The following is a 19366-nucleotide window of genomic DNA, read 5'->3' as shown; positions in this document are numbered from 1 at the left end:
GCCCGCCACCGCCGCGCCCGCCGCCGCCGCGCCCGCCGCYGCCCTGCCTGCCACCGCCGTGCCTGATCATTTTGTTGCCGCCACCGCCGCCGCTACGAATTCCACCTCCCATGCTCCTCGCACCGCGGTTGGAGGAAATTTGCTGACGTTTTCCGGAGCTGACGTTGCCAAGACCCGAAGGATTCCTCGGCCTGTTGTCCACTCTCGCTGCCGGCCTCGGCTTGCCAACCGGGCGATCGATCCTCCCTGACGCCTTGGCTGCAGGGCGATCATTCTTTCGTGCCCCGGCAATCTGATTGTTGTTGGTTGGCTTTTTGAAATCCTGCCTCGACGCCGGGGGGCGGTTTTTCAAGCCCTCTCTGATTTCGCGTTGGCGGACGTCCTTCACCTTGCCGGACTTTCCGGCAAGCGTGCTCGCTCGGTCCCTTTTTAGATCGGACGCCTTGTTGCGCATATTGTTGCGATCGTCGGACTTGACCCGATTGCTGATCTTCGATTTGTCGATGTTGGCGAATTGGTTCTTGTCGAAATTTATTTTCGAACGGTCGACGTTTTTCCAGTCGACGTCGTTGAAATTGACCTTGCCGTTTCTGTTGTTGAAGCAATCGTTGCAGTCGATATCGATATCGTTGCCGTTCCAGCGGCCTCCTGACACACCCCAGTCATCCCAATCCACTGCCGCTGCCCAGACGGCGCCTGTCACGAAGGCCGCGAAATAGGGCGCAGTGGGGTAATAATAACTTGGGTAGGAGTCTGGATAATAGGAGATCGGAGCGACCGGATAGTCGGTGGTATAGAGCATTTGCGGCTCATACCGTGGAACGTAGATCGTGTCTGCGCTCGCGGACTGGATGACGACATTGTCGTTCTCCTCGACAACCTTGATCTTGTCATCCGACTTGATCACGCCTTTGGCGACAGCCGTGTCGCGCAACTGCTGAATGGCGACCAGAACGTCTTTTTGCTGATACGTCAGTGCGTCGCCAAGCGCCTGGGTCCACTCCAGATCGTCGTTCATCATTTTGACGATGTCGGGATAGTTGAGCAGTGAGATGACGCTTCCGTCCCAGCTCTCCTTCGGTTTCAGGCCTGGCTTCTTGGCGACCTGATCCAAAAACCGGTTCGCTTCCACGATCTGCAATGGATAAAGCGACGCTTCGGAAATCACCGCGACAAGTTCATCGGGATAGAGCGCTATTCGCGCTACCAGAACTTCGAGTTCATCCTCGTCGAGCGGTTCGGGCGCCGGGGTAGCCGCTGCGCTGGCTGTAGCAGCGGCTTGATCCTGAGCAATCGCGAAAGAGGGCGGACCCGAGCAGATCAAGAACGTCAGTATGGCCACAGTCCCAACAGGCCAACGCGGAAACTTGATCTCCATTGCCGTCCCTCCAAGGTATGTGAACCTGGTTGTCAGCGATGTTCTGTCGCCGAGTCCGGGCGAGTGATCATGCCTTGGCGTTATGTTGGCGCATTACCTGCCGAGGGGCAATGTAAGTAACTGTATGCTACGTGTGCGACCCTTCACTTGCGAACCTCGCTGGTTAGCGCATCGGGGCGCGAGCCTGCGGAGCGGTGCCGCTTGGCGCAAAGAGGGCAGAGGCCAAGCAAAGCCAAGCCTTTGACAAGATGGCGGAGTTCCATTTCTCCTCCATCAGATCGATTGCAATCGGCAGCGCGCTCGTCACGGTCTGCTCGAACAATCCTTCAGTGGCCACCCAGCACGAGAGTCTGGACGGGCAGCAACAATGCCTGAATTCGAAGGATCATGGCATGCACGATAGCTACGGTGTCCACCACATGCAGGAACACCCAATTGAGCGTGCCGATGTCCTTTGCCGCGAGCGCGTCGTGGTTGTTGGTGTATGCGTTGGCAATGCAACTGCTGCCCGGCGGCAGGCCGTCGAGCTCCCCAGGGAAGAGCGGCTCGAGGAAGACGGTGAGCGTCCCACCCTTCGAAAGCTGTTGAACGTCGACAAGCTGATCTGTCGGCCGGATTTGTCCGGCAGCGATGACATCCTGTACCTGGGTCACGACCATGGGAAGGATCGTAAACGGCTTGCCGACGCATGTGGCCTCGGCGATCATCCCCTGTTTCATCACCTGCGCCTCGATCTGGCCAAAGCCGGCAATTAGGGCGCCACGTCCGGCGTCTTCCGGGACCAGGATGCCGGCGGGCCGCACCATTGCGTTTACGACATCGCCGGGCCGAAGCGTGAACTGCTGGACGGTTCCGGCGACGCCGGCCCGAACCAGGGTTTTATCCAGTTCGACCTGTGCCTGCGCAAGTGCTGCCTCCGCACTGGCCTTCTGGGCGGGCAGCAGCGAGGCTATTTTCGTTTGGAGGGTACGCTTGCTTGCGACAGCAGCATCAAGACCACCCTTGCGGCCATCCACGGCGTTTTGCAGCCGCTCGACCTCCCGAACCGAAACGACGTCCTTTTTCACCAGCTGCTGCTTCATTTCCAGTTCGTCCAGGGCCTGCTGGTAGGCGCTTTGCGCCTGCTGGATGAGCCCATCCGCCGCTGCAAGGTCCGTTTGCGCCACCGTGGCCTCGGCGTCGGCTTCGGCTATTTGGCGCTTTGCTGTCTCGAGCGCGGCTTCCTGCTCGGAACTGTCAAGCCGAAAGAGCGGATCACCAGCCTTGACCTTTGCATTTATGCCAACGTCAACGAACACCTCGGCAACACGGCCGGTGGTTTGGGGAAGGATGGTAACGGTGCGGAATATCGCCGAGACGTTTGTCGTCGAAGGATGATAGTAAAAAATGAGGGTGATCAACGAAACGGTCAGCACCAGGCACGCCGTGATGCCCCAGCGCAACTCGTACCACATCGTATAGAGGTTGATCTCGCGCCCGATACGCTTGCCTTGCACATAACGGCGGAAAAGATAGTCCGGAAAGACCGTGAGCAACGAACAGAGAATTAGCTCAAACATGGCTCAGAGCATCCATGCGCGCGGTGTCGATTTTCTGCTCGGGACCAGGCTGCACCATCGCCTGCTCTTCCCCCTGCTCCTCCGCCCGCTCCTCGGCGGCGGGATCGCGTCCGGACAGTTTCTCGAGCGAGCGTGCAATTGAAGACATCGGCGTCTTGAAATCCGGCAGCTCGATGAACGCCAGCAACAGACCCGCGATCCAGAAAAGATGATTGTGGGTGAAAAGCGAGATCAGACAAAGGACAGCCACAATCTCCATTTGCACTTTTTTCGATCCATGCGCCATTCGTTCCGGAAGGGCATGGAGTTGAAAGTACAGATTGCCGATGATGAGGATCATTGCCAAAATCAGGACGACGACCACATTGAACAGCCAATCGGTCTGGCCGGGCGCAGTGACGAAGATCGGCAAATGCTCGATCGCCGCAGGATGTATCGTGTCCGCCATTTCGGCTCTCCCACAAAGACTCTCACGGCCAGCCCAGCCAAGGTACCATTCTCCAGATTGCCTGTCGATGGTTTGGAGGGACGGGTAGTGGGTCAGTTTGAAATTTCAGTAGTTGTTGAGCGAAACAGCACGGTTCCGTCTTCGGTCGCAATCTCGCGCACCTCCGACGCATAGAAAAGTCGCTCTCGCAGTCCGCATGCGCGTCTGCAATGTTGGTTGATATGTGGTCGAACTCATCTCCGGCATCACGACCGGGGACAATATTCAACACCCGAAGTGCGGCACCATTGCTTAGCGTGACAATCGACTCGGTTCCGTTTCGAGAGAGCAGAAGTTTGACGGCGTATTCCCCTTCGCGAGGCGTCATGTCGTCTCATACCCAAGCGACGTCACCACTGTGACCATCGGCACCAGCATCACCGCAACGCTGACCAGCCCTATCAGCAGCGCCGACCACCGATTGCCGACCCGAGCGGCCAGGCGCTGATGCACCGGATTCAGCATCACCGCCAGGATCACCGACCAGAGCAGGATGCCGGCAAAAGGCAACATGATCCTTCCGCAGGCGTAGACCAGCAAGGCTATCAGCCCAATTCGAAGTGCGGCATCAATCATGGTCGAGCGCGGAAGAGCGTGATCGGGATTTGGCGCGTTCGGGTGCATTATTTATGCCTCGCTGCCCGGTCATGCCTAGATGCCTAGACGACCCAGCATCTTATTGATTATTTACGTCTTTCGGCCTTCTTGCAAAACCACCGCAAGGTGCCGGCAGTTGTAGGCGCCTATCTCGCGCACCAGCACCTCGAACGGCCCGCCGTCAGTCCCCCAAGCTGAGCAGTGTCGATGGATCGGCCGTTACCGGTGGCGCGAAGAAGGTCAGCCGCACTGCTTCCATAAGCAGTTGCGGCGGGGCCATCTCGCCTGCCAGTTCGACGATGCGCCCTTGCAGCTCCTTCATCCTGTCCGGGTTCACCGCGGCGAGATCGTGAGCTTCGGATTTGTCGTCGGCGAGGTTGAAAAGCTCCGCCTTCGGCGGCAGTGAGGCCTTCCACACAAGCTTCCAGTCGCCTTTGCGAACGGCTCCGGCCAGAGGATCGACGTTGTAGACCACTTCGGCGCGGGGAGACGGCTTTCCCTCGCTCAGGGCGTCCCAGACATTCATGCCGTCCAGTGGCTTGTTCTTCTCCAGCTTGGCTTCGGCGACGGCGGCAAGCGTGGGATACATGTCCGTAACGTGGACCATGCCGTCGACAACGCCCGGCTTGATCTTGCCCGGCCAGTTGGCGAAGGCGGCGACCCTGGTGCCACCCTCGTAGAGTGTGCCCTTGCCGCCACGATAAGGTCCGTTGCTGGCGGGCAGTGTGCCCCCGACTTTCGAATCGCCAGCAAACAGCGAGTCTTTCACGCCACCATTGTCGCTGTGGAAGACGATGATGGTGTTGTCGCGCATGCCTTTCTTTTCGAGCGCCGCAACCACCTTGCCGACGCCGTCGTCCATCACCGAGATCATCGCTGCATATTTGCGCCGGTTCTCGTCTGCGATGCCCTTGAAGCGGTCGAGATACTCCTGCGGCGCCTGGAAGGGCGTGTGCGGCGCGGTGAAGGCCAGGTAGAGGAATAGCGGGCTCTTGCCCTCGTGGCGCTCGACAACTCGCACGGCCTCGTTGCCGAACAGCGTGTTGTCGAAGCCGGTTTCGTTGAGCGGCTTGTTGTTGCGATACCAGTCCTTCACGCCGTGGGAGGAATGCTTAAAGTGGTCGATCTCTCCGACCAGCGCGCCGTAGAAATAGTCGAACCCGCGCTGCCGCGGCCAGAACTCTGGCTTGGCATGGCCGAGATGCCATTTGCCGACCATGGCCGTCTTGTAGCCGGCGTCTTTCAGAACCTGCGGCAAGAGATACTCGTCGACCGGAAGCCCGTAGGTGCCCGCTGCCGGTATGACGCCCGTCTGTAGTCCGTATCGCAGAGGATAGCGGCCGGTCATTAATGCCGCGCGCGTTGGTGTGCACATAGGCAGGGCGTAGAACTGGTCGAAGCGAGCTCCGCCCTCGGCAAGCTTGTCGAGGTTTGGCGTCTTGATATCGGAACCGTTGAAGCCGGCATCCCCCCAGCCCATGTCGTCAGCGACGACGTAGACGATGTTGGGCCGCGCGGACTGGGCGGCTGCAGGCTGAACCCCTGCAAGGCCGGCGAGTGCGCCCGAAAGGCCAACCGGTGTAGCCAGTCGCGACGCCGCTGCCGCCGTGCCGGCCATTAATGCGTCTCGCCGCGTGATTTTATTGCTGATGCCGGCTTCAGCCGGGAAGTCTCGATCGTTGCTCATGTTTTGCCCCTGCTCTGCTAAACCAAATCATGCGTTCAAAACCCTGCGCGCCAAATATGCTGGCGCCGATCATTTCCCCGGTACCCAAAGCGGCAGGGCAGCGGTCAGGACGCGCCACACTGCAGCAGAGCCCCGACAGGCCGTTGGATGTCCTAAGCGCACTTGTCCGATTAGGTCTTCTCTATCCATAGTCCCCACCAGCCCTGCGTGGGCATCGATCTCGCGGGACCATAAGCTACGTCTAATATAATGTGCAGCTATCCCTTTGGCGCAAGATCGTGACGGGTCGCGCGAAACCGCCGGCGCGGGGGACCACGCCGCACAGTTGAATGCTGATCATCGACCGACTGGGCGTGGGCAGGAAAGCTGGCGCCGCGACATGACCTCCCGAACGTCGAGGGGAAAACGGTGGCCCGCACCTGAACTCAGACATTCGAATTCGACTAAAGGCAATCAAACCGGCTCAACAGATTTCACGTTGCCGTCGGTGTCCACGAGGCAGCTTGTCTTCTTGCCGCCGGCATCGAGCTCGACCTGATAAGTTTTGGAATCGATCTTGCTCGAGGAGATCGGAAGTATCTTGGCGCTGTTGACGCCGCTCGACTTGGCGACCGCGTTGGCGCAAAGAAGCTGCAGATCCGCCGGAGCCGTCTCAACCTGCGTCCTCGACATCTGCTCCGGAGCAGGCGGCGGCGTGCTGGTGCAAGCGTTCAAGCTCTGCGTAATGAATCCAAGAGCTACAACCAGGATTGATCTTCTCACTGCACGTTTTTCCGACATTGCTTGTCCCTCTCCGAATGCCGCTTCAAACGCCCTTGTAAAGGGCCGCCCCCTGCATCAGAACGATGACCTTGGCTCCGACCTTGACGCGGGACGCCAAGTCGGTGATGTCGTCGTTCCGCATCCGGATGCACCCTGATGACACGTCGAGCCCGATCGTCCAGGGCTCCGGCGTGCCGTGTATCCGGTAGATCGTGTCCTGATCGCCCTCGTAGAGATAGAGCGCCCTGGCGCCGAGCGGATTGTCGGGACCTCCCGGCATGCCTGCCGCATATTTGACCGCGTTCGGATCACGAGCGACCATTTCGACCGGGGGCGTCCAGGTCGGCCATTCCGCCATGCGGCCGACGCGCACGATACCGGCCCATCCAAAGCCTTCCCGGCCGACGCCGATGCCGTAGCGCATGGCCTGCTGACCCGGCTGCACAAGATAGAGAAAATGCTTGTTGCCATCGATGATGATCGTACCGGGCACCTCAGCGGTGCGGAATTGGACCATCTGCGGGCGAAATGCCTCGGGCACCTCCTTGTGGGCTGCGTAGTATTTTCGCGCTTTCTTCTTGTCGTAGTCGACCCACTTATGTGTCTGCGGATCGAACACCTGTGTCTGAGCGGCATACGCCAGTGTCGCGCCGATCGCGGTCATGACAAGCGCGGCGCCGAGAACGAGGCAGCGGCCAGCCAATCTGCGATCATTGCTTTTCGAAGTGACGGACCGGTTTGCTAGCGAAAAGGTCATGGTCGTCCCTGCCTCTACTTCGACCAGGCGCTAAGCCGGTCTTGATGCTTTGCAACCCAGGCCTGCGCGTACTTGGCGGGATCTTGCCGATCGACCTGCAATGCGTAGCTCATTTCGGTGACCTCGTCTGAGCTGAAGTCGACATGAGAGAGGAAGGCCGCCACTTTCGGCAGGCGCTTGGCCATCGATGAGGCAAACCCGATGTAGAAATGGGATGCGTCCCACGCCACCGGCGCCTCAGATTTTGTAAGCCAGTCAGGGTCGTCGCTCGGCATGACGATGTGCCACTTGGCCGGATCGTATTTCGGTTCGGTCAACTGGACGATATCATGGAGCTTGAACATATGGTGCGGACTGTAGCAGTAGAATGCCATCGGTTGCCCCGTTGCCGCGGCCGCATCGACTGCGGCCATTGCCATGTCTTCCGGCATCTGAAGGAGCGTCATCGTTTTTTCATAGCCGTAGCTCTTGGCCCGGATCTTCTCGATGCTCGTCGACGACCAGCCCAACGCGCCAATCCACATTTCGCCCTTGCCGTCGCCGTCGGTATCGAACACGGCCGCTTTTTTGGGATCGGCCAGATCTGAAATGTCCTTGACGCCATATTTGTCAGCCGTCTCGCGCGTCACGCAGATGCCCTGCGTAGCCGACACACCCCTGGGACTGAGGTCCACGGTCTTGCGCCCGTCGACGTATTTCTTGACGAGTGAATCGAGATTGGGAAGCCAGACTTCCGGATAGACGTCGACCTCCCCGGTATCCATCCCGGCGAATGCGGTCATGGAGCCCATCTCGCGCACGTCGGCGTCCAGATTGAGTTTTTCCTTCAATCCGTACTTGATGATATTGGCCGCGGCCTGGCCCGATGGCCAGTTCGGCATTGCAATGAGGAGGTCAGCCGCAAGGGACCGGCCATGCACCGCCAGCATCGTCAGTGCCGCCAGCGACACTTTCAGCAGATGTCGCCGAAATCGACTGTCCATTTTTCCCTCCCCGCGGACCTGACATGAACCGCAGCGGCAACGGGAGGACTCCCGATCCGCCACGCAACCGGCACACCACCGCCGGAACCGCTTTTGTCTGCCAGCCGGCTTTCCATCCCGTTGATTGGTTCGTCTTCTCCCGAGACTACCGGATGGAGCCGGGAGCGGAACGTAAGTTACGTGGAGGGCGGGGTAACTTTTTGACTACGAGGCCGTTCAAACGACTCGCATCGGCGGCTTAATCTTAAACTGTGCCGATCACATGGAAATCAGTCGAAGGGCGTCGCCCTGCCCATGACGATCGATCGCTAGTAACAATTACCGGAATCGGCTTCCCTGGGCGAACATCGGCGATAGTATCTGTCTGAGTGATACCCATCGCCGTAGTATCGGTCGTGGTAATGCGGATCGCCATAGTACGGATCGACATCATACCGATCGACATAATACGGATCGCCGTAGTACGGACCCCCGTAATAGTCACCGCCTCCGTAGTACCCGCCGTAGTAGCCGTTGCTGTTGGCAATCATGCTGCCGAGCAGCGCGCCGGCGACAAATGCGCCGCCCGGGGCCCAGAAGTCGTTGTGCCGGTGGTAGTGGCGGTAGCCGCGATAACCCCTGTACCAGCCGTCCCGAATTTGGATGACATCGGACTGAGCGCTTTGTGCCCTGGGCACGAAGACCGGCGCGGCATCAACGGGAACAGAACTCGCAAGTACAAAAGTTGCGACGAGGGAGGTCGCTATGCCTGACGGGACTCTCATGATCGCGTCCTCGCTGGTGGCAATGTTTACCCTGTGCGAAACGTCGTCATTAGCGATAGGAAACGTCGTCGATGCAAATTTGTTCCAGACACCTGCAAATTGCCTGAAGCGGCTCCGAACGTTTGACCGCCGGCTAATTCCGGAATTCCATCGGGACGGCAGTGGTCGCTCGATCTCTCGATGTCCCGGACGTTTCCATAGTGGTCCCGAACTGCGAACGAGGGGTGTCGTTCCGGCGCGCCTGAAAGGGGCCCACAAGGCGATCCCCCACCCCCGCCGGCCGATGGACCGGGGAGCGGCCGCCCCCGGCCGCGGCGATCTCGAAACCTGGCGTTCTGCGTTAAGACTGTGTCTGCTGGCAGCAGCCAATGGCCGAGATGGGTGGGAATTTTGCCTGGCGGGCGGTCAGTGCTTCAGGCATTTCCGGCCCACTGCCATTGCTTTGAACGTCCCCTTCAGATCGACGACAAAGGCCCCCTTGGTTTCCGGAAATACGGTCATCTTATATTTCTTCGCCACGTCGCGCTTGAACTTCGGATCGTCGGTCAAGATGTAGCCGCCAGAATATCCGCCCTTGAGTTCGCCGCTCGTGCTGGTGGCCACACCCTTATAGAGATGGCCGTCGATGGAGACGAAGATGTCCGACTTGGTACCGTTCTTAAGACCGATATCCACCTTCGTGAACACGCCAAGATACCCGACCTCCTGATTTGCGGTAACGCCCATTTGTACTGAACTTGGCCCATCTTGGCGCACGATCAAGCAATCTCCGCGCGTTTGATTTGTATAGATCGTCCAGCCCTCGACGTCGTCCCCGTATCGGACAAGCACATCGCTGGCCTTGGGAAGCGGATTTTGTGTTTGTGCGTATGCCGCCGTCGCAGACGAAAGTGCTACTGCCGCGATAAGTGTCGTGAAGATTCGCATGGTCTTGCCTTCCCTTGTTTGCCGTTCTTGCTCATGAATGTCCGTTTTGTGGATCGTCACTGCCGTGCTCATCCTGGGCGTTGCTCGGAGGTCATTTCACCAGTTCGATCTCCCCTCGGCCACCCCCTCGCTTCGAACCACGGGTCGCCACGTAGACGCGCAGCATCGGCTTCCAACCTTTGCCGGGTGATGGTCTCAACCCCAGTCCGCCACCTCGCACCGTTTGGTCGCTCGCGTTCTCCCGTCTGGCGACGCGCTCGCCGCGCTGAAAGGGGGCGCCGAGCCCCTTGTGCCTCCACTCGCGCGGAGGCTGGTTAGCCGGCTGGCGTGTACCAGATCGGCGATGTGTAGGCTCGTTCCTGCGTGGTCATGGTCACATCCGGCGACATCTTGATGCCAAAGTATTTCGCGTCATAGGCGGGCCAGCGCGGCGTCGGGATCTCAATCACGCGGCCATAGTAGAAAGCCCGCTGGGACGGATCGAAATTGGGGTCCTTCCATACTGCACTGAGCTCTGGCGCTCCGATCGTGTTGGTCCATGTGGCATTGGCTACGTCGACCGTGTCGCCAACCGGCGGCAGCTTGCCGTCGGTGCCCGGCTTGCGGTCGCCAGACCAGGCGACATCGTAGACCTGTTCATGCACCTCGCCGGCGGCGTCCAGCCAACCTTTGACGATCTGATAGCGGTCGAGATTGGCGCCGATCGGATCCTTCAATGCCGCAACCAGGAAGGTCGGCACCTTGCCCGCGGGCGCCTGCTTGAGGTCGCCGCCCATCGGCACGCCCTTGGTGTAACCGGCGATGGCCGGGCTGCGGGTATTGGCGTCGGCTTCGACGAAATCGAAACCGCCAAAGAACCGAACTGCCATCCGCGGCCCGGTCGTGGCATAGGTCTCGCGCCGTTTCATGGCGTCGAAGATCGATGCGCGTGTGTTCTCCTGCGCCCAGACGGCGGCATAACCCGACGCAGTTGTCTCCCAGCCCAGGATCTTGAGCCCGAGCTTGGGGTTCGCCATGAAGGGGTGCGACCAGCGTTCCGGGCTTGGCTCGCCGGTCGATATCTTCCCGAAAAAGTTGTCGTCGTCGGCAGTGGAGAGGCCCGTGTGCGAATCCGTGCTGCCGACCAGGCCGAACTTGTAGGGATTGACCCCGAGCTTGGCTTCCAGCTTCAGCCCGTTCTTGAGCGCCGAGCGCGTATACTCGAACTCCAGCATGTCCGGCGTCTTCTTCACGCTGAGGTCAAGATTGCCCTTGTCCCATTTCTCGAAATTGGCGAATTCGTCATTGGGGGAAAGGAAGGGGTGGCTCTCGCCGTCGCCCTTCATCTGGGTGGTCTCGTAAAGCACCTCCCACTGGGCGCGCTGCTCGGCGTATTCGCGATCGATCTCCTTGCCCGTGACCGGCTCGATGATCGGGAACATCTCGCCATTGCTCAGATTGCCATTGTGGGCGATGGCAAGCACATCGCCGCCGGTCTTGTCCTGATAGTTCCGCAGCCATTTCCACAGGTCGCGCGGGTTGTTGCTGCCGACGGGCGGTTGCGTCGTGTATGGCTCGACGAGACCGGCCTTTTCGGCTCCATCGCGGAAGATGACGTTGCGGTGGAGATTGTTGCCCTTGGACAGCGACGTCCATTCGAACCCGATGAAAGCGGTGAAGCGCCCCGGATCGTTGGCTTCCTCGGCTGCCGAGATGATGCTCTGCCACACCGACCGATAGGCGGGGTTGCCCGGCTGGTAGATGATGTCAGGCGGAAATTTGCCTTGCGAGAAGGTCATGACGATGGACCACGCCGCTTCCCCAGCGTGCCCCGACTGTATCATGTCATACCACTCGCGGGCCTGCGCGTTCTGCAGGATCTCCGGCTTTCCGGCCATGAAATCGGTGAACCATCCCATATTGTCGGAGTGATCCGCGACGACCAGGAAGTCGAGCGGACGCGACAGCCTGGCCGGCTGTCCGGTCGAGGAAATGACCTCTTCGCCCTTCGCAAATTTGTATGCCTCACGCGGTCCGAGCCTGGCGCCGGCTGCTCCAGCGTCGAAGGACAGGGCCGTGTGCAAATGCGTGTCGCCAAACAGCGGCCGCGTCGGGAAATTGCGTCCGGCATAAGGTGAGTAGGGCCGGGCCTTGATGGCTTGCCCCGCTTCCTCGACGGTATAGGTGCCGGCATCCTGGGCCCGCGCGACGGAGCCTGTGCAGACGGCAAGCAATACAAGACTTGTAATTGTCAGCGGTCTCCGGATCATTGTCTCTCCCCCTCATGGAATGAAATCTCGGTGTGGTCAGGTGTGCGTCCGAGTTCGGCCGGCGCGATGCCAACCGGGTGCGATTGCACCGGAGCGAAATGGGGTGAGCCGGCCGCCGGGCGTACCGGCGGAACGGCCTGTTTCTGAGATAATTCGACAGCACTGTCGGTTGCGCCGACATCCGAATAACTGAGCAGGAATTGGGCGATCTGCGACGCCGGCCCATAGAGACGCGCCACGCCGCGCTCAACAGCCTGTCCGAAGGTCAATCGCCGTGCCGCGATTTCTGCTATTACGGCTTCGCCGGCAACTATGACCAGATCCCCGGGCTGTGCCCCCGAGACATGAACCGTTGTGCGCAAGCCGTCAGTACCCTGATCGAAGCGCGTCCACAGGATCGGCTCAACGACGACCAGAGAGACCGAAGCCTGGGAGGGGCCCGGCGATGCCGAGCGGAGCATGTCGCCGAATTGCTCCAGCGTCGTTGCCGTCAGCTTGAATCTGTGTCCGAACAGATCTGGTCCGGTCTGATCGAAGTTCGCCAGCGGCAGCCGTCCCGCCGCCACCTCCCTCGATATCGCGCCGACGACGTAGAGTGAATCCGGATAGAGCCAATTCAGGAAGCCCTGCGAAACCGTTTGCGGACTATCATAGCCGCAAGTGCGTCCTTCGGAGACCGGAGCAGCAGCCATTAAAGACGCGGCAAGCGCCGCGCGTGCTAGTTTCCGGCCCCTCAGGCGCGGCAGTCTTGCGGCGGGTCCCATTTGCTCCTCCTACAAGAACATCGCGTCCAGCCGCAGGACGCTCCAGAATGCCGCGATGATCCCGATGGCATAGGCCGACGCGACGATCGCCTGCCGCGGGATCATGACGAACCGCATCAGCGAACAAACCGCGGTCAGCAGGACGGCGATGAACGCCAGTTGCCCAAGCTCGACGCCGATATTGAAGGCCAGCAGCGCCAGCGGAATGTCGCCCTGCGGCAGGCCGAGCTCGACCAGCGCGCCGGCAAAGCCGAAGCCGTGCAGCAGCCCGAAAACGAAGGCCACCATCCACGGCCTCACAATGGCCAGGCTGAGCAGCCCGCGCTCCATCCGCACAACCTCGGCGGCGACCATGACGATGCTGATGGCGATCATCGCTTCCACCGGCCGCGACGGCAGCGTCAGCCATCCAAGGGTGGCGCAGCTCAAGGTGATTGAGTGAGCAGCGGTGAAGGCGGTGATCGCTTTCACCAGCTTGCGCCAGTCGCGCACGATCAGCATCAGCCCGGTGACGAACAGCAGATGATCGAAGCCGAAGGCGATGTGCTCGATGCCGTGACGGACGTAGGTGACGAACACCGCCCAGGCGCTCTGCGACGCCGGGATGGCTGCAGACGGCTCGCTGGGGGTAAGCCGCGCCGTCCAGCTGTCGCCGTTCGCGAACACCACGTGGACCAGCGCGTCGGTCATGCTGTTCTGCAACCCGTCGATCACAACGTTCTGGCCTGGGAGCGGCTCCAGCGTGCGCATGCGCCAGGTCTGCACCATGGCATCCCCGGTCGGATGCGAGATGATCGGCGTCACCGTCTCGATCTTGCCGGAAAAGAGTGCCGACAGCGCCAGTCGCGCATTGCCCTGCATCGGCGTTTTGAACAGAACGCTGAACTCGTTCGGCGCCTCCTCCTTCAAGCTGAGATAGGCGGGGCGCACCTCGTGGGAGTAGGCAGCTTCGCAGAACAGCGCAGCAATGGCTGCCGTCAGCAGGACCAGTCGAACGCACTCCACCGCGGAGCGGCCTCCACGCACGAAGTCGGGCCACTTGGCCAGCCGTCTCATTGTGCGGCCACGTTCGTTGCAGGCCCTGACCCCAGTGCCGCTTTCGTACTGTCGTCAAGCTCGACGCCGTACTTGTTGCGCAGCTCGACCAGATACTCTTTGCTCAGTTCGGTCTGCTTCGCGGAGCGCCACTCAGCCAGCACGGCATCTGTCACGGTCTCGAAGGGCTTCGGCGCGGTCGCCGTGCGCTGCGTGACGAGGACCAGATGAAGGCCATAGCCGGATTTCACCGGACCGCGCCACCCGCCCGGTTCAAGTGCAAACACCTCGCGCGCAAAATCGGCACCGAACATTCCGGACAGCGCATGTTCGTCAGTATCGGCAAAGCTGTCGCCGAACAGCAGCTGGTCGCCCTCGGTCGAATCGTCCTCGACATTCGTTGTCAGCGCACCCAGCGCCGCGGCCGCGTCCGCCGCGGCGTCCTTGCGATGTTCCGGGTTGAAGTAGACCTGTCGGAACGACAGTTTTCCGGGCGTCTCGAAGTGTGCAGGGTTGGCGGCATAGAACTGCCGCAGTTCCGCTTCGGTTGGCTCGGCAAGCTGGGCCGTGTCCTCGACAAGGAATTTGAGCTTTTGCGCCAAGCGGCGGCGGATGATGGTGTCGTCCTTCTCGAGGCCCATCTCCTGCGCTTCGCGCGCCATCACCTTCTCATTCAGCAGATCGTCGACAAGACCCTTGAGTTCATCGGCGGTTGGCTCGCGCAGCCATTGGCTCGACCAGGTCTGCTTGAGCCACCGCACGTCGCCTTCGCCGATACGGACCGGCTCCGCGGCCGTTGTTTCGACATGCCTGTCGTTCAGCCAGGAATAGCCGCCAAACACGACCGCGCCGAAAACGGCAAAATGCAGCAGAGGCTCCCTTAGGAACGTCATACGCTTTCCTCCGCTCCGGCCACGGTAGCCTTCTCGCTTGCAAGCATTGCTTATGGATAGTAGGCCCCAAAGAGCTGGCGCCGGAATGTAAGTTACGTGGGGTAAGCATGTAATCGCGCTACTGGGCCGTCGTCGTTGCGGGACGCGAAAGCGTAGATGTGCCGGGCGAGCGCGGCATCTTGCGGACCTAGCGGAGTTTCGCTCGGAAGCCCCGCAGAAGCAGACCACCCCAGACGGCAAGAAGTGCGTGAAATGCAACCGTGGGCCACAGCATGACGCCGGTCATCTCTAGGACTGCGGCCGCGTAGACGAGGAGAATTGATACGGCAGTGTTGTAAATCAGAATGCCAATGAGCAATCCCAATAGTGAAGGATTTGACTCGTCTTTCCTCGCCATCCAGCTTGCGACCCCTATGGCAAGCAACGCCGCGCCCGCAATGCGGCCGACAAAAAACGCGTCAACGCTGTAGCTTTCCAATCCAAGCAGGAGTGCGAACGGAACGGAGGGCAGCAAAAGAAGACCGAGACCTGTCGCCGCTTCGACCGCCGCGATTACAATCAAGAATAAATTTCGTGTCGCGCTCATTTGTTGACCTTGTCCATAACTAGGCCCGCCGATTGATGCTGGCAGTATCCGAGCGCACGACCCGCGACCGGTCGTTGCCTGGACGATCGTGTCGCCCAGGCCGACCTGCTGTCGGGCAGGTCTGGCTAGCGGCCATCCGCGCTCCAATCAGTTGATATGGACGACCACGTACCTCGACCCCGTGTGCTGATAATATTTCGCGCCGCAATGCCAGATTGTCGTCCCGTTGACCGAAGTCTTGACGCAACCGGCCGGTAGACTGGCTACGTAGACGCTGGTTCTGCGGATGGTTCGCCGGGTTGTGCGCCGCGCGACGCCCGCCGCACTGCCGGGCGTAAGAGGATGGCCAACGCGGGCCAGCGCTTGAGATGAAATCGATCCCTGTGTGACCACGGAGACCGCATCAACCTGTACGAAAGTGGCCAAAGCCAAGGCCAGGACGGCGCAGTTGCGGAATCTTGTTGTCATCACTTCCTCCCTGTTGTCGTTGATGCAGATCCTGGATCTAGAAACGCATGATGAGTCCCATGATGGGTCCTTGCTGGACGACATCGAAGACGAAGCCGTCATTGCGGTAGTTGACGCCGAGCGCGCGGTAGCCGGCGACCGCCGAAAAGCGCTCGTTGAACCGGTAGCCCAGTGCGGCGGCGACATCCCAGTCGACATTGGCGCTGCCTGCACCAACCATGCCCCAGCCCGTCAGATAGACTTCAGGCGTGAGCGAGTAGTTCGCGCGAACGCCAACCAGGCCGTCCACCCAGGTCGCTCCGTCGCTGCCGGATACGCCGTCAAGGATACCGCCATGGAAGTCGAGGTCGGTGTCAACGGACCAAACCCTCATGGCGCCGACGAAATCGAGACGACCGGCGTCACTCTGGAGGATCGAATAGCCAGCTCCGACCAGCCCTGAAAATGTCTGTGACGAGACCTCGACACTGTTGGCAACGACGCCTCTCGGCGTGCCACTTTCTCCCGACAGTTTTACATACATGAGGTCGCCGAAAATGCTGTAGCGGTCGTAGCGAGCCTCGGCGACGGCCATGGCCGCGAAGTCGAGATTCTTCAGGATGTCGCTAAAACTCGAGTCGACCTCGACAGTGGGCAGGCCAAACTGCGCCACGTCTCCCGACATCCCGGCCGCCCAGAAATACGGCGCAACGGAGAACGTCCATCCCTGTTCGGTCACGACTGGCTTCAGCTCCGGCGTCATGGGTGAAACCGCATCCGCGGCTCCAGCAGGATGGGCGAGCCAAAGGAAGGAAAGGACAGCACAACCCAGGGCTTGTGTCCGATATAAGGTCATCATGTCAGGGTCCCCTCCTGAGGCTGGCCGTCGTTTGCGGATTTGTTGCTTGGGAAACGAGAGTGCCTGACGGTGCGAAAACCGTCCCTCGGCATGCTTCCCGCGCTGTCGGCATGGCGATTCATGGCTGTTCACCGTGCCGGCCACGGGTTGATACCCGATTTGCGGGCGGCATCGGTATTCAGCACTGCTGCTCCCACCTCTCCAACCAGGCGATCTATCAATTCCTGCCATTCGGCTCGTCTGGCCTCGCGCAATGCCGGCGGGGCCTGGTGGTCGACCTTCGAAAGCGCTAACTCTGCATCCGCGAGTTCCTCGCAAATATCGCGAAAACTCTCGCTTCGGTCCATCAGCCGATGGATCGTCAATTCAAACTGGGGGTATCGGCGCACTGCCGCCGAGACCGCTCGGTGCCTGTCAGACGATCCGTCTCTTGTGCTCATGACGCCAGTTCATCGACCTGACGCGATCGTATTGCAAAGAAAGGGCAGCGGGAGGTAAGTTACGTGGATAAGCATGTAACCGAGCGACAACAAAAACCGGCGGTTGCAAGGGATCAAGTGAGGACATGGCGATCCAGGCGGAAACGCCGGCACCAAGGGAGCACGAGCCCCCTGTAGAGGCTTGTCGCGCCCAACTTGCCCTTATCCTCGACAGTGCGGACTTCGATGCCACCAGCCGCGAGCGCCGCTTCCTCAGCCATGTGGTGGAAGAGGCTTTGTCGGGACGAGGCGACCGTATCAAGGCCTATTCGATTGCAGTGGAAGTGTTTGGTCGCGGCGAGGCGTTCGACCCGCAGACGGATCCGATCGTTCGCATCGAGGCTGGCCACCTCAGGCGTGCGCTCGAGCGATACTATCTGACAGCCGGACATACAGACCCAATCCTGATCACGATTCCCAAGGGTGGTTATGTTCCTATCTTCTCGCTTCGTTCGCCGGCTTCGTTGGCGCAGCCGCAGGTGCCCATAGTTTCTCAATCAATCACCCACTCTCCGGTCGGGCGGATTGCGTTCCTGCTGCCGGCAGTGTTTGCAGCCATTCTTGCGGCTGGAGCATCGGTATTGGCGTGGTCGTGGGTGACTGTCAGGTCAAGCGCGCCGGAAACGCCCCGCGTGCTTGTTGAGCCGTTTGAAGATCTGACCGGTACCGCCGCGGCGGCAGCAATTGCGAGCGGATTGAAGCAGGAGATTGTCAGCCAGCTTTCGAAGTTCAAGGATATTGTGGTCATGGAGTCGGCGCCTAACGACGGCGATGCGTCGACCTCGCCACCACGATTTGTCCTCGCCGGAAGTGTCAGCCTGTCGGTCGATACCTTTCTGCTTCGAGTGAGATTGATCAACCGACCCGACGGTTCGGTTCTGTGGGCAGACAGTTATAATGGGCGGATGAAAGTCGCGGACCTTGTCGGAGCTCAGGCAGACATCGCGCGGAATGTGTCGACGAGCTTGGCTCAAACCTATGGCGTCATCTTCCAGGCGGACGCCAATCTCCACGTCGACAATCCGCCCGAAGATTGGGCAGCATATTCCTGCACGCTGTCTTTCTATGCATATCGGGTCGAGCTCAGCCCCGACACCCGTGCATCCGTGCGTGCATGCCTCGAGAAGGCCGTACGGCGCTTCCCGAATTACGCCACCGCCTGGGGTCTTCTTTCGCTTGTCTACATCGATGACTATCGATTCGAGTTTCCCACCGACGCCACATCGTCCGCCGCCGTACTGGAGCGCGCCCTGGCAGCCGCAAGGCAGGCGGTGGAAGTCGACCCCCTCAACTTACGAGGGCTTCAGGGAGAAATGCTTGCACTCTATTTCAGCAAGGAAATGAACCTGGCATTGGGAGTGGGCAAGCGGGGTTTGGCGATCAATCCCAACGATACCGAGTTCATGGGCGAATACGGACAGCGCCTGGCGGTCTCCGGAAATTGGCATGACGGCTGCGCGTTGATAACGGAGGCGCGCCAAAAAAATCCGCGTTCGTTGGGCTACTATGAGGTGGATCTGGCTCTTTGCTCTTATTTCAGCGGCGATTACTCGCAGGCGGTTATGTGGATCAAGAAATCGCCGGTCCGATCGAACCCGATCTATCATATTGTTGCGGCTGCCGTTCTGAGCGAAGGAGGCTACAAGATCGAGGCTGATCGCGAGCGTGACTGGCTGGAGCAAAATCAACCGGCTTGGACGAAGAACATGCGCCACGTGGTTGCGATGCGCCTGGCCCGTTCGCAAGACGTCGAGATTTTCGTCCGTTCACTGCGGAAGGCCGGCTTCAGCGTGGCGGATTGAGGGCAAATTCTGCGATGTTGGCGAGTACGGCAACTCATGCAGTCGGAATGCCCGCTAGTGGCGCAATGCGGCCTTAGATCAACACCTGCCACGCCTGGCTCGCGATGTAGCTTCACGTAGGAGGCACTGTTTTTCCTAGCGGGACGCCAGGCGCGGTCCAGAGCAAGGGTTTCCAACCGCTATCGGCAGATCCGCGCGACATCCGACGCGGCAACGCTTAAGCCCAAGGCTTCCGCGATCACACCATAGGCTAACGCGATCATGCAGTTCACAATACAACTACAAGCGGTCGATTCCTTAGGGATGTAGCCACTCCGAAAGCCCGCCGCGGGTCGCTCCCGTGGCGGGCTT

Annotated in this window: 18 protein-coding genes; 1 reads left to right on the top strand and 17 read right to left on the bottom strand. The window is 60.2% G+C overall.

All coding sequences use genetic code 11. The annotated features are described in order from the left end of the window. The 17 genes from AC1DYW_RS23885 to AC1DYW_RS23805 form a co-directional block, all read right to left on the bottom strand. Window positions 1-1378: DUF3300 domain-containing protein (locus tag AC1DYW_RS23885; RefSeq protein ID WP_477227823.1), on the bottom strand; the 1378-nt coding region annotated here is incomplete at its 3' end. Between the two features lie 326 nt (window positions 1379-1704). Continuing rightward, complete coding sequence (locus AC1DYW_RS23880) at window positions 1705-2937, bottom strand: HlyD family secretion protein (RefSeq protein ID WP_477227822.1); 1233 nt, start codon at window positions 2935-2937, stop codon at window positions 1705-1707. Next, window positions 2930-3385 (bottom strand): hypothetical protein, encoded by a 456-nt coding sequence (locus AC1DYW_RS23875; RefSeq protein WP_457154948.1) that lies wholly within the window; start codon window positions 3383-3385, stop codon window positions 2930-2932. The genes AC1DYW_RS23880 and AC1DYW_RS23875 overlap by 8 nt, the downstream gene beginning before the upstream one ends. A gap of 363 nt (window positions 3386-3748) precedes the next feature. After that, window positions 3749-3937 (bottom strand): hypothetical protein, encoded by a 189-nt coding sequence (locus AC1DYW_RS23870; protein ID WP_477227821.1) that lies wholly within the window; start codon window positions 3935-3937, stop codon window positions 3749-3751. 265 nt (window positions 3938-4202) lie between these two features. After that, window positions 4203-5708 (bottom strand): arylsulfatase B, encoded by a 1506-nt coding sequence (locus AC1DYW_RS23865; protein WP_477227820.1) that lies wholly within the window; start codon window positions 5706-5708, stop codon window positions 4203-4205. A gap of 453 nt (window positions 5709-6161) precedes the next feature. Beyond that, a complete protein-coding gene (locus AC1DYW_RS23860; protein WP_095089179.1) occupies window positions 6162-6488 on the bottom strand; it encodes a hypothetical protein in 327 nt (108 codons plus the stop codon). Window positions 6489-6513: 25 nt separating this feature from the next. After that, window positions 6514-7227 carry a L,D-transpeptidase gene (locus tag AC1DYW_RS23855; RefSeq protein ID WP_457155380.1) on the bottom strand — a complete coding sequence of 238 codons (714 nt, stop codon included), beginning with the start codon at window positions 7225-7227 and terminating at the stop codon, window positions 6514-6516. 14 nt (window positions 7228-7241) lie between these two features. Beyond that, a complete protein-coding gene (locus AC1DYW_RS23850) occupies window positions 7242-8210 on the bottom strand; it encodes an ABC transporter substrate-binding protein (protein ID WP_477227840.1) in 969 nt (322 codons plus the stop codon). 308 nt (window positions 8211-8518) lie between these two features. After that, complete coding sequence (locus AC1DYW_RS23845; protein WP_477227819.1) at window positions 8519-8974, bottom strand: hypothetical protein; 456 nt, start codon at window positions 8972-8974, stop codon at window positions 8519-8521. Between the two features lie 405 nt (window positions 8975-9379). After that, window positions 9380-9973, bottom strand: a complete 594-nt coding sequence (locus AC1DYW_RS23840) for a hypothetical protein (protein ID WP_477227818.1) — start codon at window positions 9971-9973, stop codon at window positions 9380-9382. Between the two features lie 242 nt (window positions 9974-10215). Next, complete coding sequence (locus AC1DYW_RS23835; RefSeq protein WP_477227817.1) at window positions 10216-12150, bottom strand: DUF3604 domain-containing protein; 1935 nt, start codon at window positions 12148-12150, stop codon at window positions 10216-10218. After that, on the bottom strand, window positions 12147-12914 hold the full coding sequence (locus AC1DYW_RS23830) for a hypothetical protein (protein WP_477227816.1): 768 nt from the start codon (window positions 12912-12914) through the stop codon (window positions 12147-12149). Before AC1DYW_RS23830 ends, AC1DYW_RS23835 begins: the two co-directional genes overlap by 4 nt. Window positions 12915-12923: 9 nt before the next feature. Further along, window positions 12924-13970: a HupE/UreJ family protein gene (locus AC1DYW_RS23825; RefSeq protein WP_477227815.1), complete on the bottom strand. Its 1047-nt coding sequence runs from the start codon at window positions 13968-13970 to the stop codon at window positions 12924-12926. Beyond that, window positions 13967-14842 carry a peptidyl-prolyl cis-trans isomerase gene (locus tag AC1DYW_RS23820; protein ID WP_477227814.1) on the bottom strand — a complete coding sequence of 292 codons (876 nt, stop codon included), beginning with the start codon at window positions 14840-14842 and terminating at the stop codon, window positions 13967-13969. The genes AC1DYW_RS23825 and AC1DYW_RS23820 overlap by 4 nt, the downstream gene beginning before the upstream one ends. Before the next feature lie 187 nt (window positions 14843-15029). Continuing rightward, window positions 15030-15428, bottom strand: coding sequence for a hypothetical protein (locus AC1DYW_RS23815; protein WP_477227813.1), 399 nt, complete (start codon window positions 15426-15428; stop codon window positions 15030-15032). Window positions 15429-15933: 505 nt separating this feature from the next. After that, the gene (locus AC1DYW_RS23810; RefSeq protein ID WP_477227812.1) at window positions 15934-16734 is read right to left on the bottom strand and encodes a hypothetical protein; all 801 of its coding nucleotides are present in this window, start codon (window positions 16732-16734) and stop codon (window positions 15934-15936) included. A gap of 128 nt (window positions 16735-16862) precedes the next feature. Continuing rightward, window positions 16863-17174 carry a hypothetical protein gene (locus tag AC1DYW_RS23805; protein ID WP_477227811.1) on the bottom strand — a complete coding sequence of 104 codons (312 nt, stop codon included), beginning with the start codon at window positions 17172-17174 and terminating at the stop codon, window positions 16863-16865. 125 nt (window positions 17175-17299) lie between these two features. Here AC1DYW_RS23805 and AC1DYW_RS23800 point away from each other — a divergent pair, with 125 nt between their 5' ends. Beyond that, entirely contained in the window at window positions 17300-19015 is a 1716-nt protein-coding gene (locus AC1DYW_RS23800) for a hypothetical protein (RefSeq protein WP_477227810.1), read from the top strand. The last annotated feature ends 351 nt before the right edge of the window (window positions 19016-19366 follow it).

The sequence above is a fragment of the Mesorhizobium sp. P2_D5 genome (assembly GCF_056404355.1).
The sequence above is the reverse complement of the archived record's forward strand: the minus strand, read 5'-3'. Positions and strand labels throughout refer to the sequence as shown.

What these genes read in the sequence shown, in the direction of transcription:
- AC1DYW_RS23820 (WP_477227814.1), bottom strand. Translation starts at nt 14,842, where the DNA reads ATGACGTTCCTAAGGGAGCCTCTGCTGCATTTTGCCGTTTTCGGCGCG.
- AC1DYW_RS23860 (WP_095089179.1), bottom strand. Translation starts at nt 6,488, where the DNA reads ATGTCGGAAAAACGTGCAGTGAGAAGATCAATCCTGGTTGTAGCTCTT.
- AC1DYW_RS23830 (WP_477227816.1), bottom strand. Translation starts at nt 12,914, where the DNA reads ATGGGACCCGCCGCAAGACTGCCGCGCCTGAGGGGCCGGAAACTAGCA.
- AC1DYW_RS23800 (WP_477227810.1), top strand. Translation starts at nt 17,300, where the DNA reads ATGGCGATCCAGGCGGAAACGCCGGCACCAAGGGAGCACGAGCCCCCT.
- AC1DYW_RS23840 (WP_477227818.1), bottom strand. Translation starts at nt 9,973, where the DNA reads ATGAGCACGGCAGTGACGATCCACAAAACGGACATTCATGAGCAAGAA.
- AC1DYW_RS23855 (WP_457155380.1), bottom strand. Translation starts at nt 7,227, where the DNA reads ATGACCTTTTCGCTAGCAAACCGGTCCGTCACTTCGAAAAGCAATGAT.
- AC1DYW_RS23870 (WP_477227821.1), bottom strand. Translation starts at nt 3,937, where the DNA reads ATGTTGCCTTTTGCCGGCATCCTGCTCTGGTCGGTGATCCTGGCGGTG.
- AC1DYW_RS23825 (WP_477227815.1), bottom strand. Translation starts at nt 13,970, where the DNA reads ATGAGACGGCTGGCCAAGTGGCCCGACTTCGTGCGTGGAGGCCGCTCC.
- AC1DYW_RS23865 (WP_477227820.1), bottom strand. Translation starts at nt 5,708, where the DNA reads ATGAGCAACGATCGAGACTTCCCGGCTGAAGCCGGCATCAGCAATAAA.
- AC1DYW_RS23805 (WP_477227811.1), bottom strand. Translation starts at nt 17,174, where the DNA reads ATGAGCACAAGAGACGGATCGTCTGACAGGCACCGAGCGGTCTCGGCG.
- AC1DYW_RS23850 (WP_477227840.1), bottom strand. Translation starts at nt 8,210, where the DNA reads ATGGACAGTCGATTTCGGCGACATCTGCTGAAAGTGTCGCTGGCGGCA.
- AC1DYW_RS23835 (WP_477227817.1), bottom strand. Translation starts at nt 12,150, where the DNA reads ATGATCCGGAGACCGCTGACAATTACAAGTCTTGTATTGCTTGCCGTC.
- AC1DYW_RS23810 (WP_477227812.1), bottom strand. Translation starts at nt 16,734, where the DNA reads ATGATGACCTTATATCGGACACAAGCCCTGGGTTGTGCTGTCCTTTCC.
- AC1DYW_RS23815 (WP_477227813.1), bottom strand. Translation starts at nt 15,428, where the DNA reads ATGAGCGCGACACGAAATTTATTCTTGATTGTAATCGCGGCGGTCGAA.
- AC1DYW_RS23880 (WP_477227822.1), bottom strand. Translation starts at nt 2,937, where the DNA reads ATGTTTGAGCTAATTCTCTGTTCGTTGCTCACGGTCTTTCCGGACTAT.
- AC1DYW_RS23845 (WP_477227819.1), bottom strand. Translation starts at nt 8,974, where the DNA reads ATGAGAGTCCCGTCAGGCATAGCGACCTCCCTCGTCGCAACTTTTGTA.
- AC1DYW_RS23875 (WP_457154948.1), bottom strand. Translation starts at nt 3,385, where the DNA reads ATGGCGGACACGATACATCCTGCGGCGATCGAGCATTTGCCGATCTTC.